Origin of the sequence: Fodinibius roseus (genome assembly GCF_900129315.1) — a bacterium.
Lineage (GTDB): Bacteria > Bacteroidota > Rhodothermia > Balneolales > Balneolaceae > Fodinibius > Fodinibius roseus.
This window is the reverse complement of sequence record NZ_FQUS01000017.1, coordinates 67,002-84,917: the sequence shown is the minus strand read 5'-3', so window position 1 is coordinate 84,917 and position 17,916 is coordinate 67,002. Positions and strand designations below refer to the sequence as shown.

The window sequence follows — 17,916 nt, the reverse complement described above, 5'->3', positions numbered from 1 at the left end:
AATCAGACTCCGCATGAACCACTGGCTACGACATCCCCCGGCCCTGTTCCTTCCGCCCCTGCTGCTCCTGCTGGGCCTGCTGTATCCGCCCGGCAGCTCCGCCCAGACGCTGAAGGTGGTGGAGGAGACCACGCGCGAGGCGATCCCGCAGGTCTATATTTACAATAACGGCAAGAATAAAATGACCGTCACCGATGCAGGGGGAGAGGCGTCGCTGGAGCCCTTTTCGGAGAGCGATACCCTGAATTTCCAGCATCCCGGCTTTGAGCCGTTTGCCATCCGGTTTTCCCGGCTGGGGGAGCGGGACTACGAGGTGGCGCTGACCAACCGGGGGACGGTCATGGGGGAGGTGTACGTTTCGGCCAGCAAGTGGGAGCAGGCGCTCTCGGATATCCCGCAGAAGATCACGCAGATCGGGGAGGAGCACCTGCAGTTCCGGAACCCGCAGACGGCCGGGGACCTGCTGCAGAGTTCGGGGAAGGTGTTCCTGCAGAAGAGCCAGATGGGGGGCGGGAGTCCCATGATCCGGGGATTTGCGGCCAATTCGGTGCTGATTGCCGTGGACGGCGTTCGGATGAACAACGCTATCTTTCGCAGCGGCAACCTGCAGAATGTCCTCGCCGTCGACCCGAATGCGCTGCGCAGTACGGAAGTGCTCTTTGGTCCCGGTTCCATCATCTACGGGAGCGATGCGCTGGGCGGCGTCATGAATTTCCGGACCAAGAGGCCGTCGCTCTCCTACTCCGGGGACGCCCCCACCGTCACGGCGGCGGGACTGACCCGCTACAGTTCGGCCAACCACGAGCGGACGATCCACGCCGACGCGGGGATCGGCTATGAGAACTGGGGTACACTGACCAGCGTCACCTACAGCCACTTTGACGATCTGCGGTCCGGGGATGATTTTTATGATGATTTTCCCGATTTCGGCAAGCGCAAAGCGTATGTGGTGCGCCGGCAGGGAGAGGATGTGGTCGTCGAAAACGATGAGGTGACCCGGCAGCGTCCCTCGGGCTACCGGCAGCTCAACCTGATGCAGAAGGTCCGTTACCGGCCCGGGGACCGCTGGGATCTCTCATACGGATTTCATTATGCCGGGACGAGCGATATCCCGCGCTACGACCGGCTGATCCAGCGCGAGGAGGGCGACCGCGGTCCCCTGGTCAATGCGGAGTGGTACTACGGTCCCCAGATCTGGATGATGAATGCGGTGGAGGCCGATCATCTTGAGGGGACGACCTTCTATGACAAGATGAGCGTGGTCCTGTCGCACCAGTGGTTCCAGGAGAGCCGGAACGACCGGAAGTTCGGGGAGGCGGAGCTGCGGAACCGGGAGGAGAACCTGGACCTGTTTACGGCGAATGTGGACTTTGACAAGCGCTGGGGGACAACCAGCGAGCTTTTCTACGGACTGGAGGGCCTCTATAACGACGTGCGGTCGAGGGCGGCGTCGGTGCATATCGAAACGGGCGCGCGGTCGCCGGCGCCCACCCGGTACCCGGATGAGGGGAGCCGCTACCGGCAGCTGGCGGGCTATGCAAAATACCAGCACGATCTGACTTCGGATATGACGGTCGTGGCCGGGGCCCGCTACAGCCATGTGTTGCTGGACGCCCGTTTCAGCGGTGATTTTTATGACCTGCCCTTCGGGACCATCGAGCTGGAGACCGGGGCGTTCAGCGGGAGCCTCGGTTTTACCTTCCGTCCCCTCGAGGAGCTGCAGCTTAGCCTGAACGGCTCCACCGGCTTTCGCGCCCCGAATGTGGACGACGCCGCCAAAGTGTTCGACTCCGAGCCCGGCACCGTGGTGGTGCCGAACGAGGAACTGCGTCCCGAGCATGCCTACAACCTGGATTTCACGGTCATCAACGAGATCGAAGAGCGTCTCCGGCTGGAGCTGAACGCCTACTATACCTGGCTGGAGGATGCGATGGTCCGCCGAAGCGTCCGGTTCGGGGGAGCCGATTCCATCCGCTATGACGGGACCATGAGCAATGTGGAGGCCCTGGTGAATGCGGGAGCGGCCTATGTCTACGGGGCCAGCCTGGGATTCTCGGCCGAGCTGAACCGGACGCTGGGCATTCGTTCCGAACTGACCTACACCCATGGGCGGGACCGCTCCGGCGGGGAGCCGCTTCGGCATGCGGCGCCGTTGTTCGGGACGGCAGGGATCTCCTATGAGACCGACAAGCTGAGGGCGGAGGTCTACACGGAATTCAACGGCCCGAAGAAGTGGGACGATCTCGCCCCCTCCGAGCGCAACAAACCGCATCTCTACACCCCCGAGGGGGCCCCCGCCTGGGCCACGCTCAACATCAGGACCTCCTATCGTTTTAGCGGGACATTCACGGTGGATGTGGGCCTCGAGAATGTTTTGGACAAGCACTACCGTCCCTATTCCTCCGGCATCAGCGCCCCCGGACGAAATCTGTCGGTGTCTTTACGTGGTGAGTTATAGATTTTTGAAGTGTTCCATTTTTGGAACGACGCAAAAACGGAACCCAAAAACGTCGACGGCTGGGAAAACTCAGCGCCCGGCGTTTGCTGCGGCTCCGGAGAAAAATATAAACTCACCCGACACGGTCGGGCTCAGACAGATATTTTTCTTGTTCCTCCGCCTTGCACCCGCCAGCCGGGCCGCTGACTTTTCAAGGCCGTATTTTTCTCGGCCCCCATCCCACCCGGCCTCATTCCGTGTGCTGAGAAGCGTGACCGGAGCCGGAGCGTAAAAAAATCATTTCTGTGTGAGGACCAGCGGGACGAGTTAAATGATTTTAGCGGAGGCGAAGGGAGCGCCGGCACACGGAATTCCGCCGGTCATTTTTTTGGGTTCCGTTTTTTCATGATTGAAAAAATGGAACCCCCCACAATTCTCTGCTTTTTTCCTTATACTTGGTACAGTATTTGAGGCATACATACATCTGACTGGTTTGTCAGAGCGTTTTGTAAACCGGCAATGGTGGTTCACTGTCAGCCCCTGAGCGCATTCAAAACCGCCGCATATACCACATATGCGAGGATGTCGAATGCGCAAAAGTACAGGGATTGGTCAAAAGGACAGTGTGACAAAGTGCTCTTGTCAGTATGTCGCTAATAAACGATTGGGACCAATGAAACAACATATCAGTCGACTTCCGGGTGCCTACCTGCTGGCCGCCCTCGGCATGGGCCTCTTTCTGCACGGCTGCGGTGCCCCCGAGGAGAGCGGGGAACCCGGACTCGATGTCAGCGTGACGGAGCCGGTGGAGCGGGACTTCGATGCGATCAGGGAGGATGGGGCGATCCGGATGATCACCCGCTACAGCTCCAACACCTATTTTTTGCACCAGGGGATCGAGTGGGGCTTTGAATACGAGTTTGTCAAACGCTTTGCCGACGAGCATGACCTGGCCCTCGAGGTGGTGATCATCGGAGAGGAGGAGAATCCCTATGACCTGCTGAACAGCGGGGAGGGGGACCTGATTGCGGGTAATTACACCAAGACGGCCGAGCGGCGGGCCGTGGTGGATTTTACGCGTCCCTATAACCTGGTCAATCAGCTCGTGATCTATTCGGGGGCGGTCGAGGACCCGCCGCAGACGGTGCGGGAGCTGGCCCTCAGCGATATTCCCGTGACCATCCGCAGCAACAGTTCCTACTATCATCACATCCGTGACCTGCAGGACGAGGGGATCGATCTCTCGGTCGACCTGGTGCCCAATGACTTCGATACCGAATCGCTGCTGTTTGATGTATCGCAGAACAAATACCAGGCTACGGTGGCCGATGACAATATTTTTCAGGCTTCCGTCAAATATATGGAGGGACTGGCACAGGGACCCACGATTACCGAGCACGATACCATCGCCTGGGCTATTCGCAAAAATGCTCCCCGCCTGAAAGAAGAGCTCAATGCCTACCTGGAGGATCATTTTCAATTCCGCGGCGAAGACCGGGAACCCAAGCGGTCGCTCTTTCTGGATATACTGCGCGAACGCTATTTCGATGACAGCGAGCCCCTGGCCGATTATTACAGTCCTACCCCCGAGCTGGAGAACGAAGGAATTATCTCCCCCTATGATGATCTGATCCAGTCGGTTGCCGATTCGGCGGGACTCGATTGGCTGATGGTTGCATCGATCGTGGCGCAGGAGACCAGATTTAATCCCCAGTCCAAAAGCTGGGCCGGGGCGGTGGGACTCATGCAGATTCTGCCGCGCTACTCGCAGGTGGAGGATTCCACGCTGCTCTACGACGAGGAGGTGAACCTGCGGGAGGGGGTGCGTATCCTGAAGGAGCACCTGGACCACTATTCCTATATGGACAGCACCAACCAGTGGGCGTTTTCACTGGCAGCCTACAATGCGGGACAGGGACACCTGGGTGATGCCCGGCGCCTGGCCATCGATCAGAATAAAAATCCCAATAAATGGGAAAATGTATCCGATGCGCTGCTCAAGCTGATGCACCGCACCTACTACCGGAATGCCCGCCATGGATTTTGCCGCGGCATAGAAACCGTACGGTATGTCCGGGAAATCAGGAACAGGTATAAAATCTACAAAAATGTTATTGCCATGAATGAACAAAACAGGCAGCAATCGCTGCCCAGTATAATGGGCATTTTCAATTTACCTTGATGACGATAAGAGTGATGTCGTCCGACTGATCTCCGTCTGCAAACGATTGGACATCCTTGATAATGGCCTGTTCAATCTCTTCGGAGGACTTGCTTCGGTGGTTGCGGATACAATCGAGCAGCCGCTGCTTGCCGAACTCCTCCGATCGGTCCGGGTTCATTGCCTCGGTGACGCCGTCGGTATAAAAGACCAGCAGATCTCCGGATGAGAGGGGAACGGTTTGTTCTTCATAGGGATTGAGTGTGGGCATAGCTCCCAGTATCAGTCCGCCTTCCTGCAGCTCCTGCGGCTGGTCGGCGTCGGCCCGGAACAGGACCGGGGGATTGTGTCCCGCATTCACATAGCGGAAGGAGAGGTCGTCCGGGTCCAGAATGCCCCAGAAAAAGGTGATGAACTTGTCGGCGGGGGTGTTGCGGTGGATGATGTCGTTGACCTGTCCCGTGGCCTCCGTCAGGGAGATGTCGATGGGAAGCAGCACGTGCAACATCGCCTGAAGATTCGCCATCAGCAGGGCGGCAGGAATTCCTTTACCCGTCACATCCCCGATCGCAAACAGCAGTCGCTTGTCCGGCGTTTCCAGGATGTCGAAATAATCGCCTCCTACCTGGGAAGAGGAGATGTTCCGGGCCGCGATGTCCAGCTTATCGCAGCCCGGAATGGGGTCGGGCAAGAGCCCCTTTTGGATGCCTTTGGCAATATTAAGCTCCTCTTCGAGACGTTCTTTCTCGATGCGCTCTTCCAGCAGGTAGGTTTTCTGGATGGAGAGGAGGGCCAGGTTGCCGAGCGAGCGCAAGAAATTGTAGTCGGAGCTGCTGTACGGCTCACCGTTGGCCCGTGACCCCACACCTACAAGAGCAATTTTTTCGTGTTGAAAGTGAAGGCCGATCACTGCCCGGATATCGTTTTCCGCCAGGAACGGAATATCATCTGCCAGCTGCTGATCGACTTCTATCAAATCCTGTTCCCGCTCAAAAAGCGTATCAATATCAGCGGGATCCGGCGTCGTTCGAATGCCGCTGGCTGTGACCACCTCCCGCTCCCCATCCTGCTCAAGAATAAAAAAGAACTTGCGGATCAGCATCTGCCCCAGCATGGCAAACTTGAAGATGCGTACGATCTCCTGCCGGTCGACCATAATGTTGAAATCCTTGCTCAGGTCGAACAGGGTATTCAGCTCATAGACCTTGCGGTCGAGTTTGCGATTTATCCGGCGTAGTTCAGTAAACATTCGAGAATTGGCAATAGCCACCGAAGAGATAATGGAGAGGCTTTCGATAAATTCAATCTCGTGCTCGTTCAGCGGCTGATCATTGCCCTTGGAGCCGAGACACAGAAAACCGATATGATTATTGCTGGTTCGCAGATTGAAGAGGGTACATCGGTGGTCTCCTTCCAGTATTTCCGGCAGTTCGATATCGTCAATGCCGCACTGGATAACAGACTGTTCCCGTACCTTATCTCCAAACTGAAATGAAAGATACTGGCCTTCGGGGGGACAATTTCGCCCTTTTGACTTGGAAACTTTATAGTTGTCGGTCGCCGGCTGGTAAATAATGACCATAGCCCGGCTTACCATGAGCTTGCCCATCGTAATGAGCAGCAGATTATTAAGCACGAAGTCCATATCCTGAGATTCTACAAGCATCCGTGACGTCTCAAGAAGGGTATTAAGCTCAAATCGCGACTGATGATCTTCTCCTTGGTTGGCAGAACGACTCAACATATTATTTTATTTTGGTCATGCGAATGGTGTTGGTGGCATCTTCTGTTTGGTACTCGACGTCGTCCATCAGCTTTCGGATCAGGTAGACGCCCACCCCGCCGCGCTTCTTTTCCTTAATTCGCTGACAAATGTTGGGCTTGCTGTATTTGGTGACATCAAAGGTGTTGCCGGTATCCAGCAGCGTTACCCAGAATTTGGTATTATTGTATCCCAATTCTATTTCGACCGTCTCATCGGCATTATTCTGGTAGGCATGTTTGATAATATTGGTATAGGCTTCGTCCACTGCCAGCCGTATGTCGGCTACCTCCTGTTGATTAAAACCAAAAGCCGCAGCGTGCTCAGCTACAAAGTCGCGTACCTCCGACAGGTGTTCTGTAGAGGCTTCGACGGTCATTTTATATGTAGCTGCTGGTTTTGCCACAGTTGGCCTACTCGCTTTCGTCGGATTCAAATTTTTGAATGGCTTCTTCCTCTTCCGGGACAATATCATACAGCGTAGGGAAGCCCAAAAGGTCAAATACATTATAGACTTTGGGATTCATATTACTCAGTTTGATATCACCGCCCACGGAGCGGACATCTTCAATATAGGCCATAAACACGCCCAGCCCTGCGCTTGCTATATATTCGAGATCTTCACAGTTGACAATAATATTATGCTTTTCCTGATTGATCAATCGTTTAAGGACCTTTTCGAGCTGTGAAGCCGTATGGGCGTCCAGCTCACCGATAAGCTCCAGCACGTCATAATTTCCTACCTGCCTGTGATTGATATTTAAATTTTTCATTATTGCAACATTGAGTTAACTATCGATTCCGGAAAATTCAGCTCATAACATAACCAAATTATTCTAACATGGTATGCCAAAAAAGCAAAATTTGAAGCAAAATGCTTTTATGTCTATCGATATGGTTATTCTGAGTTTAATTAATAATCAAACATGCAGCGCTGGAATCAAACCGTTGAAATTCGTTAAAGTGTTGATCCTGAAGGGTAATGGGGACGGTTTAAAAACGTATCGTAAGATTATGGGTTTCAGAATATATAAAAGTATACGAAGATTGATAAGAAAGGATTCAAAAAAATAAAAATAAATAAGGCCTCACACGTATCAGGTGTGAGGCCCTGACTATTCATCAAGAGAGACGCTACTTGAGCGCATTTATAATATAAAGTATTTCTCCTATACTATACAAGTGTTTTCTTAAAATTATGTATAGATCAATATTAAATTGTTTTAGCTTGATAAAAATCACTTATTTCCGTGCAGGTCAATAGATTCAAAAAATATCTGTGTCTCCTGAATTACTTTTTCTACCGATTTCGACACCAGGTAGTTGCATATTACATGGTTTTCGGCGTTCGGAAAGTTCGCAGTATAGACTTTTTGAGCATTTGTCTTCAGATGGTCAATCATACCTTGAATCGCTGCTACCGAAACAACATCATCCTGCTCCCACCTGTTTTTATAAAAATAACCCACAAAAACCGGGCATTCTATTTGATGGAAGTGAGGGGGACGCATGTAATGATCTACAAAGGCGCCCAGCTCCAGGGCGCCCTGGAGCGCATAGGAGGGATACCATATGCGATCCTCGGCATACGTGGTCCGGAGTGTCCGAACCAGATGCGATTTGCCCGGTATACAGCCGAGTATCCTGCGGCTGATCCCATATTGCAGCAGTTTTTCTTTCATACCGAAAAAACGGATAAGCGGCGAGTAAAGGACCATTCCGGCAATATTCTTTTTGAAGGCGGGCTGGGCGGCCAGATAGAGGGAGAGCGACCCCCCGGTGGAGGTGCCCATGAGGATCACCTTGCGGCCGATTTTTTCGCCGACGGCAAGAGCAAAACGAGCCGACGCCAGGAGCTTTTCTTCTGTTAGATTTCGCAATGGATCGGATGATTGGATACCGTGTTCCTGCAGGCGGCTCAGGTACAGGTTGGCTCCCAGAAAGTCTGCTATTTTTCGATGTACGGGATGTCCCTCCGGATGAGAGGCGCGAAATCCATGCAGGTAAACCAGGGCATAGTCGGTTTGGTGGTGCTCTTGTCCCTTTTGCCAGCGGATGTGAGCTTCGGTGCCGGGCTTTAAATCATGCGCCGCTTCCCTGTCAGCAAGAAAGTCATCCAGTTGTGAGAGCTCGGGGGGGATGTCGGGCGGTACATTCATAGAGGCCAAGATAATAAAAAAGGGCCGTCGATGCGATACCGGGGACAAGGTGTCCGGAACTTAAAATCAGCGTTCAGATCCTATCCCCGCTAAGCCATAGGCCCGAATCCTGAAGAACGTACAAAGATTAAGAGTGGATCTCCGGCTTCGAAGTCAAGCTTCCTGCTGTCCGACTTCCGGCCTCCGTTCTCCGGAAAAATCAGCCGCCGGAAGTAGTCGAAATCCAGGAGGGGGCATCGTACTGTTCTCGCAGCTGCTGCCGAAGTTCCTGAGCGGCTTGCCGGCTGGAGAGGCGTCCCAGGCGCACGCGAAACCAGACATCCCCGGTCTCTTCCCGGCCGTGTTTTACCACAAAAGCATTTTCGAAACCGCGGTTAACCCATTTGTCAACCTGACTTTCCGCTTTCCGCTCTGAGCGCCACGCCTCCACCTGTACGGCATAGGCTCCGTCCGGGTCAAACGTCACATCAATCTGATCTTCCGATTCTTCCTCTTTCTGTGCGGCAAGACTGTCTGCCCGTGCTTTGGCAATACTGTCTCTGCGTTGTTGCTCCAACTGTTGCTGGCGCACTTGTTCAAGAGAATCCTGTCGCGCTTGTTCCGCACGTCTTTGTTCCTCTTCGCTGGGACCGCATCCATATAGCATCCCGATGGAAATAGCTGTAATGATTAAAAATATAATCCACTGCTTCATAATGCTGCCTGGTTAAGGATTTGGGTGATAGTCAATGATTATACGTGCCTTTGTTCGGTTAAAAAGTAAAATAGACCAGCCACCGTACCACTGGTTCCCGTCAGCGTATCCATGCTTCCAGAATCTGACAGGTTGCTTAAAAGGTAACCGCACAATGCCTTAAAGGAATGTATAAAAATATCGGAACGTTATTAAACATAATATTTTTGAAATTGTTCCAATCCGGCGTGTTGGCTGTTGCTATAGAGCTGGTTTCTATTTAGATTTGGTCTAAATATTTCACGTCTCATTGCACGTAACCCACTATTAAAGACACAAAAATACATAGAAAGTCACCGCCGTGGTACCTGTTGGCATTTGCGGGCATGATTGCCATCGGAGTGCTGCTGCCGCTGGTTTACCTGTTGATCCGTGCGTTCAACGCTTCACCTGACATGCTGAGCAATGTCATTTTCAGGATGCGAAACCTGCGTCTTTTAGGCAACACCCTGCTGCTCGCGGGCGGCGTCCTCGCGCTGGATATTCTTATTGCCCTGCCCCTGGCTTATCTTTCCGTGCGATGCAGGATCAGGGCACGCCGACTCATTACGCTTCTGGGAGTTCTACCTCTGGCGATGCCGGGATATATTATGGCCTATGCCCTGTTGGGGCTTGGAGGATACAACGGGACCTTCCATGCATGGTTCGGATGGAATTTTCCGCGCATCAGCGGCTTTGAAGGGTCGCTGATCGTTCTGACGATCTGCACTTTTCCCTACCTGTATCTGAATATCAGGACGGCCCTTATGGGATTAGACCAATCGATTGAAGAGGCCTCGCGGTCACTGGGGCATGATGCGAGGGCTACGTTCTTCAGGGTGATCCTGCCGCAGCTCAAACCGGCGCTTTTGGCCGGGGGATTGCTGGTGTGCCTGCATGTGATCGGCGATTTCGGGACTGTTTCGCTGATGCGTTTTGAGACCTTCAGTTATGCCCTGTACCTGCAATACCTGTCGGCCTACGACCGTATCTACGCAGCCTGGCTGGCCTTAATGCTTCTTGCGCTGACCACCGGCGCCCTGGTGCTGGAATACCGCCTGTTGAAGCAGGCGATCTTTCACCGGCTGGGACGAGGGTCCGCCCGGACGAACACTTTTCTCGAACTGGGTCCGTGGGCCGTGCCGGCCTACCTTTTTGTGATTGTCCTGTTTTTAGTTGCGGTGCTGCTTCCGGTCTCCTCCATTGGCTTTTGGCTCAATGAGGCATCGCTTGCAGCCATGGCAGGGAACCTTTTTGATGCGTTTCTGAACTCCGTCAAAGCCTCTGCACCGGCCGCATTGTTAACGACCCTCATGGCGCTCCCGCTGGCTTATATCGGGGTGCGTTATCGGACGAAACTGAGCAATCCCCTGGAACGTGTGGCCTACCTGGGCTACGCCACCCCTCCTCTTGCTTTTGCCCTGGCGCTGGTCTTTTTTTCCCTTTACGTATCCTCCTGGCTGTACCAGTCGCTGTTGCTGCTGGTCATCGCCTATTCCCTGCACTTTTTAGCCGAAGCGATCGGACCCGTACGCAGCGCCCTGTACCAGGCGCCGCCCCAGCTGGAAGAGGCAGCCCAGTCGATGGGCTATTCATCTTTCAAGTCTTTCTTCAAGGTTACGCTTCCGCTGTTGCGCGGTGGAATGATTGCCGCCACATCTTTGGTTTTTTTATCTGCAATGAAAGAGTTGTCTATAACGTTTCTGTTATCTCCCATCGGTTTTGATACCCTCGCACTGAGAGTCTGGTCCTATACCGGGGAGGCCATGTTTGCAGAAGCCGCTCCTTTTGCACTTGCAATTTTATTATTTTCATCCCTGTTTGTAGGGTTTTTATTTTCGAAAGAGTGGAAGAAGACATGAAAAATTTACTGACCGTCACCAATTTAACTAAGGCTTTTGATGAGACCGGGCCCGTCGTCGACGGCATCAATTTCGAGGTGCGGGAGGATGAAATCTTTGCCTTGCTGGGGCCCAGCGGGTGTGGCAAGACCACCAGTCTCCGGCTTATTGCGGGTTTCGAGAGGGCAGACCGCGGATCCGTCGCTATCGAAGGAAAGGTACTGGAGTCGCCGGAGGATCATATGGCGCCGCAGGAACGGGGCATCGGTTTTGTATTCCAGGATTATGCGCTTTTTCCCCATCTTTCGGTGATTGAAAATGTTGCATTCGGGCTGACGGATATACCGAAGCACAAGCGCAACGTGTATGCCGAGGAGGTGTTGTGCCGGACGGGAATGGGGGACTACCAGCAGCGCAGTCCCAATGAACTTTCCGGGGGACAGCAACAGCGGGTGGCGCTGGCGCGGGCCATTGCCCCCAAGCCGAAGCTGGTGCTCCTGGATGAACCTTTTTCGAATTTGGATGCTTTGCTGCGGGAAACCACCCGCAAAGAAGTACGCTCTATCCTGAAAAAGGCCGGGATGAGTGCGTTGCTGGTGACCCACGACCAGGAAGAAGCGCTCTCTTTTGCCGATCGTATTGCGGTGATGAACGAGGGAAAAATTGAACAGATCGGCACGCCCGAAGAGGTGTATTATCATCCCAAAACAAAGTTTGTCGCCCAGTTTCTGGGACGGACCAATCTTTTTCATGCCGATGCCACGGGGGGATCCGAAGTGAGCACCAGCCTCGGCCTGATGAGCCTGAATTGTAATGCCTGCGGAAAGGTCTTATGTTCTATTCGTCCGGAGCACCTGACCCTCGAAGAACCTGCCGGCCAGCCCCCCGAGGAAGTGGGGACGGTGGTGGCCCGGGAGTTCAAAGGTCACGATATAACGTACCACGTTGAGCTGAACGACGAAAAATATTTGGTTCATACCGATAATCGTATCATATTTGAACCGGGCGATGCGGTTGTCATCAAGCCCCTTGAATCGGCGGTTATTTTAGAAGGCGGAAATTAAGAGGCCTTTGAAAAACCAGAAATTTTGTTCAATACCAACCCTGAGTGATTTCAAAACAGCAGTGTATAGACGATACATGGGGATGTTGAAATCGCGAAAATGCAAAGATTGGGCAAAACAACGGTTTTGCAAGGACCTCATTAAATAAAATCATTTATTATGTCTTTAACAGGTCTGTTAATTTTGTTACTTATTGCCGCTATCTGCGGAGGGATCGGCCAAAGTATAGCCGGCTATTCCCTGGGAGGCTGCCTGGTCTCTATTGTGGTCGGGTTTATCGGAGCCTTTATCGGTAAATGGCTTGCTGCTGAAATGGGACTTACGTTGATGCTGCCGGTCGAAATCGACGGGGAAACGTTTCCTATTCTCTGGTCTATTATCGGGTCGGCTCTCTTTGCGATCGTTATCGGATTGATTACCCGGGGACGAGGACGCCGCTGAAGCACGAATTTCTTGGTGAGAAACAGGGCTTAGCACCTATTTCTCACTCGGCGGTTACTCGGGAGCGGAAAAATCTTGGTTGTACGGGTTGTCTGAAAAGCCGGGCGTGACTTTAACAAAGCCGTGGCTGGTGGCATTGTGACAGGAGTTGCAGGAATTCACCATCTCGATGGTCTTTTGGCGGGCTTCCTCCCAGTCCCTGTTGGCCAGTGCTGTTTCCACCGGTTCAATAGTGGGGTCGAGAAAGAGTCTCATAAAACGGGCAATGTCATATCCTTCGTAACCCGGAATGTTTTCCTTGATCCCGTCGGCCGCAGCGCGTACCTCATGGAAGTAGAAGGTGGCCAGCTCATGGTTCTCGGCCTCCAGCGCCAGCGCATATTTGTGCGTGTAATACTGAAGCTGTCCCATGGCGTCGGCCAGCTCGGGCGTATCCTCTCTTGCTTTCTGCGTCGCCTGCTCCTGCTGTTCCGTTTCCTGATCCTGTGAATCATTTGTCTGCGTGTTGCACTGAATAATCAGTGCCGAGGCCAAAAAAAGGCTTAAAATGGTAAAAATAGGCGTTCTGCCGCTCCCAACCTTGTCCATGATGTGTTTCTTATTTTTTTCCTTATTTAAAATGAGTCTAAGTATAGTAAAAAATCATAACAATGTGGAACAGCTTTATACATTTAGCGGTAAAGAGGGACCGGGTCATCGCTGAATACACAGTTCTTGTCTCTTATCTCAGGCATTGTCTCAAAAAACAACGGTGCTGCCAGCGTTTCGATCCCGCAGCATCCCCGCCGCCCGGGTCTTTACCTTAGAACAGCCGCGCTACCCCGATACTGACCAGGAAGGCAGGCCGGTCGATCCGCGCGGCGAAGTCCATACGAAAGAGTCCCAGGATGCCGTTCAGAGAAACGCCGGCTTCCCAGTGGATTCCACCTGTCCCCCGGGGCGCATACAGCTCCGATGACTGTGGCGGGATTTCGCCGGGTCCCCAGGTCCGGGCGGCGCCCCCGAAGAGGATCAGCCCGATATTACGGTCGACCAGCGGCTGCAGCCCGATGGCCTCGAACGGGATGGTTCGAAAATTGTGCTCGGCGTGAACGGACACATACTGCTCGCCCTCATAGGGATGGCCCCGCGCCGCGCGCAGAATGCCGTAGGGACTCAGGACCCCGACGGCGCCGTCAACGATGCCCATCTTCTGGTACGGGAGATCTCCGCTGAAGGTGCCGGCCTTGAGGCCGATATCCAGCGTATTGGGAAGGAGCCGGCGCTGGTAAAAAGTGGGGAAAACCCAGGAGAGCCGCGTTTCGTACCGGGTGAAATCGAAGTCGCTGCCGAGAGCTCCGGCGGAGTGTTCGATCTCGAAGCGTATATATTTGCGGCCGGTCACGCCAAAATTATATGCATCATTGAGATTATATCCCGCCACCACATCCACCGTCTGCATGCGTCCCTCGTCAACAGCGGGATTATAGCGGTAATTATCTGATTTGCCCCTGAGGTCGTAGGCCGTAGTCGTGGGGAGCGATCGGTGATCTTCGCTGCTATAGCCCACCTCGAGGGAGAGATTCCGGCTGGGGTGGGTCCACCGGGAAAAAGCGCGGAATCCCTCCGAGCGGTAGTAGTCGAAATAGCCGTCATTCCCCAGCAGGTTGGGGATGATTGTGAAATAGGGTTGGTAGATATGGGACGTGTAGCGGGTAGACGTTCGGGCGCTGTAATCCCATCCGAGCGTAGCGTCAATCGCACGGGTGTCGAGCCAGCGCAGCGAAAATCCGCCGCCGTAGCTCCACTCCCCGTAGCCGGTGCTGTAGCCGCCGTTGCCCCGCACGGTGAGTCGGTCGAGGGGCCGGTACCGGTAGTTAATTCCCGCAAAAACCTCATCCACCCGGTTAAAGCGTCCCGCCGGCGTAAGGCGTCCCGGCACATGCCGCAGGGGACGGAATCCGCTGCCGTCACCGGAGCCCTCTCCCTCGTTCTCTTCATCCTCATCCACAAAGCGGGCGAGAAATCCGCTGGGCCTGAACGCCTTATCGAGCGTGGCGGTGCTGTCGAGGGTGGCGTAGGCTTCTTCCTCTTCCTCGGAGAGCGGCACCGCAGAGGCCTGCCGGGCCATGAGCGAATCGGAAGCTGCTGAGGACGAGGTACTGTCGATTGCCACGGTCCCCTCCTGCTCATAGAGCGAGTCGGGCAGGGAGGGGTTGATCCGGTAGTTGGTCACGCGCGAGAGCTGCCTGAACCGGATGAGCGGGAAATCGAGTCCGACCATAGACACTTTGACATCGCCGGTTATGCGCATGTCGATCGGCAGCCAGAAATCCTGCCCGAAGTTGTTAAACTGCTGCCGGTAGGTGGTGCGGAAGGACTGGACAGGCCGGGGAAATCTGACTACTCCATTGGGTTTTAGATTCACTTCCAGCAGGGCGTATTCTTCATCGAGCACAAAGACCGTGCCCCGGAAGAGGGGCTGAAGCTTGCGTGCCGGGTTGACCTCGATTTCATAGACCGTCCGCCCGTCCCGGGAAGTTTGATCCCGCAGCCTGAAATCGTAATAATCCAGGGCATCGGGATGCGTAACGCTCATCACGTTGAACCCGGCGATCTCCACATTGTCGTCATACAGATTCGGCAGGTAGCTGACGCCCGCAAAGTTTTCCCCCGCCTCGATATTGGCCGTCTGCCGCTTGGAGGTAAGCACCTCGCGATGACCCTGCTGCTTATCCCAGTAGATCCGGGAGGTCGATTCTGTAATGGAGACGATGCTGGTGTCGTTGGCCAGGGACTGCCGGGTGTAGGCCTCCGCCTCGTAGGTATTCAGCTCCCGGCGCCACTGCTGTTTGCGCCGGATGACCTCGCGCATAATGCGGACGGCCGGATTTTCGTCGGTCACCACTATTTCCTCCATCTGCGTAACGGAAGGCTGCAGCGCGAAATCCTGCTGGGCGGGCGTATCCTCATCGATCACCCTGCTCCGGGTCTGGTAGCCGATGTAGCGCACCGTCAGCCCGGCGGGCAGCAGGGAGTCCGGGATCTCCAGCGAGTAGCGGCCGTCTTCGTTTGAGATGGTTCCCCGAAAGGTATCATCCACAGAGATGTTGGCCGAAGGCAGCGTCTCGCCGGTCTCCGCATCGGTGACGGTCCCCCGTATAACTTTCTGGGCAATGCCCGGCGGGGCGATCAGCCATAACAGGAGGGCGAGGCAGATCTTTTTAGCAATATCGGGATAGCAGCACATCTGATTCGGTTATCTTGTTTGGGGATCATCTGTTGCGATGCCGTTATACTGATTTTCAATGCCGATGTTGCATGTCCAAATGCAGTTATCAGAATGATCGATACCGGTTCCGGGATATTGCAGGTGCTGCCGATACTTCTTACTTCAGCGGCAGGCGGAGCAGGTAGTCATCGGCCGTGATATAGAGCATCTTCCCGTCGTTGCCGATGGTACAGTTCGAGGTGGGTCTTCCCGTCTTGATAATGCCCAGCACCTCTGCTTCGGGCGTGATAACCCAGACGCCGCCCGGACCGGTAGAATAAATAGTCCCTTCCTCATCCACCACCATGCCATCGGGTCCCCCGGGCTCGTCCACCACCTCCGCGGGATCCAGGAACACCCGCCCGTTGGACGTACCCCCCTCCTCATCCACGTCAAAAGCCATCCATATGGGATTCTCGGAGCCGGAGTTGCCCACATAGAGCGTGCGTTCATCCGGGGAAAGAGCCACGCCGTTCGGGCGATGCAGCTCATCAGTTACCAGCTCCATCTCCCCGGAGGGGTCCAGGCGATACACGCCCTGGAAATCCAGCTCCTGGGCCGGGTCCTCGCCCCGCTGCTCAAAACCGTAAGGCGGATCAGTAAAATAGATACTGCCGTTGCTGTGCTGCACCAGGTCGTTAGGCGTATTGATCCTTTTGTTATTAAAACTGTCAGCCAGCGTAACAAAGCGGGGCTCCGGGTCCGTCAGCGGGGCGTCCATCCGGGCGATCCGCCGGTCCCCGTGCTGGGCGAGAATGAGGGCGCCCTCACGTCCGATCATCAGCCCGTTGGAGCCCAGCTCACCGCCCCGTTCCTCCTTCCCGGTATATCCCGATGGCTTCAGATACTCAGAAATGCCTTCGCCCTCTTCCCACTTGTAGATAATGTTGTTGGGGATATCCGAAAACAGCAGGAACCGGTGCTCATCCACCCACAGGGGGCCCTCTGACCACGCATAGCCCCCGCCGATCAGCTCCGGCCGGGCCTCCGGGTCCAACAGCCGACTCAATTCCGGGTCCATCTGCTCAATGCTGCCGATCTTTTGATACCTGTTATCCGGCAGGGGCTCCCCGAAAAGGGGCGTTCCGTCTTCCGTCCAGCGGACCTTATGCACCCGCGTATGCCGGTTCGGGTCGTCCAGCGGATCCCCGTCAATCTCCTTGTAACTGCGCGCGTGATAGATAAACAGGTCCGTCTCCCCGTCCGGCGTAGTCGTAAAGCTGTTGTGTCCCGGTCCGTAGATCCCGTTCTCCTCCGACGTTTGGAACACCGGTTCCGGGGACTTTTCCCAGCTGTCCGGGTCCAGAAGGTTCGCACCGGCATCCGCGGTAAGCAGGCCCACCGCATAATTGTGATCCGTGCCGCTGGCTGAATACGTCATAAAAATCTTGTCCCCCCGCTTGATCACCGCCGCGCCCTCGTTGACCTCAAACAGCTGCTTTTCCCATTCGTAATCGGGACGCGTAAGCTCTACCTGCGGCTGCCGGATACTCCAGGGGGTATCCATTTCGGCAATATAGAGAGCCGTATTCCCATCCATATCCGGCGGGTGCTGCGCCCACACCATATAGCGGGTGCCGCGATGCTCAAAGGTCGTGGCATCCAGCGAGAAGGTTTCCCACCTGGTTTTGGTCTGACCCTTTTCCGTCCATTCCCCTTCCAGCGGGTCGTCGGAGTCGTTTTCCAGCACGTACATCCGGATCGCCCAAACGTCCTCAGCCCCGCCCGCCGCAAAATAGATATACCACTTGCCGTCGATATAGTGGAGCTCCGGCGCCCAGATATGAGCCCCCATCGGACCCTCGTCATGCTTGCGCCAGATCACCTTCGGTTCCGCTTCCCGGAGTCCCTCTATGGTTTTGGCCCGGCGGACTTCCAGGCGGTCGTACTCCGGCACCGTCGCCGTAAAATAGTAATAGCCGTCCCTGTGACGGTAGACCCAGGGATCGGCGCGCTGAAGGATAAGCGGGTTCGTGTAGGGGACTTCTTCCGCGACAGATGCCGAGGAGCCCAGGGAAGCCTGGGCGCGGGCCGTTTCAGGAGCGGTAAGGCCGGTCCAAAGAAACAGCACTGCTATGAGCACAGCGAA

The 17,916-nt window shown here is 54.8% G+C and carries 13 protein-coding genes and 1 pseudogene; 5 read left to right on the top strand and 9 right to left on the bottom strand.

What is annotated here, in order from left to right:
- The first annotated feature begins 13 nt into the window (after nucleotides 1-13).
- Together BUB16_RS15115 and BUB16_RS15110 are read left to right on the top strand one after the other, a co-directional pair.
- Nucleotides 14-2,458, top strand: coding sequence for a TonB-dependent receptor (locus tag BUB16_RS15115; RefSeq protein ID WP_073066287.1), 2,445 nt, complete (start codon nucleotides 14-16; stop codon nucleotides 2,456-2,458).
- 652 nt (nucleotides 2,459-3,110) lie between these two features.
- Nucleotides 3,111-4,619, top strand: coding sequence for an MltF family protein (locus tag BUB16_RS15110; RefSeq protein ID WP_073066284.1), 1,509 nt, complete (start codon nucleotides 3,111-3,113; stop codon nucleotides 4,617-4,619).
- Here the strand turns inward: BUB16_RS15110 and BUB16_RS15105 are convergent.
- The 5 genes from BUB16_RS15105 to BUB16_RS15080 form a co-directional block, all read right to left on the bottom strand.
- Nucleotides 4,606-6,342 carry a GAF domain-containing SpoIIE family protein phosphatase gene (locus BUB16_RS15105; protein ID WP_073066281.1) on the bottom strand — a complete coding sequence of 579 codons (1,737 nt, stop codon included), beginning with the start codon at nucleotides 6,340-6,342 and terminating at the stop codon, nucleotides 4,606-4,608. The two genes, BUB16_RS15110 and BUB16_RS15105, sit on opposite strands and share 14 nt — an antisense overlap.
- A gap of 1 nt (nucleotide 6,343) precedes the next feature.
- Nucleotides 6,344-6,766 (bottom strand): ATP-binding protein, encoded by a 423-nt coding sequence (locus BUB16_RS15100; RefSeq protein ID WP_244545709.1) that lies wholly within the window; start codon nucleotides 6,764-6,766, stop codon nucleotides 6,344-6,346.
- Nucleotides 6,767-6,773: 7 nt separating this feature from the next.
- Complete coding sequence (locus BUB16_RS15095; protein WP_073066276.1) at nucleotides 6,774-7,133, bottom strand: STAS domain-containing protein; 360 nt, start codon at nucleotides 7,131-7,133, stop codon at nucleotides 6,774-6,776.
- A gap of 465 nt (nucleotides 7,134-7,598) precedes the next feature.
- Nucleotides 7,599-8,519: an alpha/beta hydrolase gene (locus BUB16_RS15085; RefSeq protein WP_139240332.1), complete on the bottom strand. Its 921-nt coding sequence runs from the start codon at nucleotides 8,517-8,519 to the stop codon at nucleotides 7,599-7,601.
- Between the two features lie 199 nt (nucleotides 8,520-8,718).
- Nucleotides 8,719-9,213 (bottom strand): SPOR domain-containing protein, encoded by a 495-nt coding sequence (locus BUB16_RS15080; protein WP_073066268.1) that lies wholly within the window; start codon nucleotides 9,211-9,213, stop codon nucleotides 8,719-8,721.
- Between the two features lie 365 nt (nucleotides 9,214-9,578).
- Between BUB16_RS15080 and BUB16_RS15075 the strand changes: the two genes are divergently transcribed.
- The 3 genes from BUB16_RS15075 (at nucleotide 9,579) to BUB16_RS15065 (ending at nucleotide 12,577) form a co-directional block, all read left to right on the top strand.
- Nucleotides 9,579-11,093: an ABC transporter permease gene (locus tag BUB16_RS15075; protein WP_073066265.1), complete on the top strand. Its 1,515-nt coding sequence runs from the start codon at nucleotides 9,579-9,581 to the stop codon at nucleotides 11,091-11,093.
- A complete protein-coding gene (locus tag BUB16_RS15070; RefSeq protein WP_073066262.1) occupies nucleotides 11,090-12,136 on the top strand; it encodes an ABC transporter ATP-binding protein in 1,047 nt (348 codons plus the stop codon). Before BUB16_RS15075 ends, BUB16_RS15070 begins: the two co-directional genes overlap by 4 nt.
- Nucleotides 12,137-12,295: 159 nt before the next feature.
- Nucleotides 12,296-12,577, top strand: coding sequence for a GlsB/YeaQ/YmgE family stress response membrane protein (locus tag BUB16_RS15065; RefSeq protein ID WP_073066258.1), 282 nt, complete (start codon nucleotides 12,296-12,298; stop codon nucleotides 12,575-12,577).
- Nucleotides 12,578-12,631: 54 nt separating this feature from the next.
- Here the strand turns inward: BUB16_RS15065 and BUB16_RS15060 are convergent, their stop codons facing one another.
- The 4 genes and pseudogenes from BUB16_RS15060 to BUB16_RS22270 form a co-directional block, all read right to left on the bottom strand.
- Nucleotides 12,632-13,165, bottom strand: a complete 534-nt coding sequence (locus tag BUB16_RS15060) for a hypothetical protein (protein ID WP_073066256.1) — start codon at nucleotides 13,163-13,165, stop codon at nucleotides 12,632-12,634.
- A 214-nt stretch (nucleotides 13,166-13,379) separates the two neighbouring features.
- Nucleotides 13,380-15,806 carry a DUF5686 and carboxypeptidase-like regulatory domain-containing protein gene (locus tag BUB16_RS15055; RefSeq protein ID WP_084088330.1) on the bottom strand — a complete coding sequence of 809 codons (2,427 nt, stop codon included), beginning with the start codon at nucleotides 15,804-15,806 and terminating at the stop codon, nucleotides 13,380-13,382.
- Between the two features lie 139 nt (nucleotides 15,807-15,945).
- Complete coding sequence (locus BUB16_RS22275) at nucleotides 15,946-16,848, bottom strand: SMP-30/gluconolactonase/LRE family protein (protein ID WP_350354142.1); 903 nt, start codon at nucleotides 16,846-16,848, stop codon at nucleotides 15,946-15,948.
- A 27-nt stretch (nucleotides 16,849-16,875) separates the two neighbouring features.
- Nucleotides 16,876-17,841: pseudogene (locus tag BUB16_RS22270) on the bottom strand (glycoside hydrolase family 43 protein); the annotation flags it as partial.
- Nucleotides 17,842-17,916 lie beyond the last annotated feature (75 nt).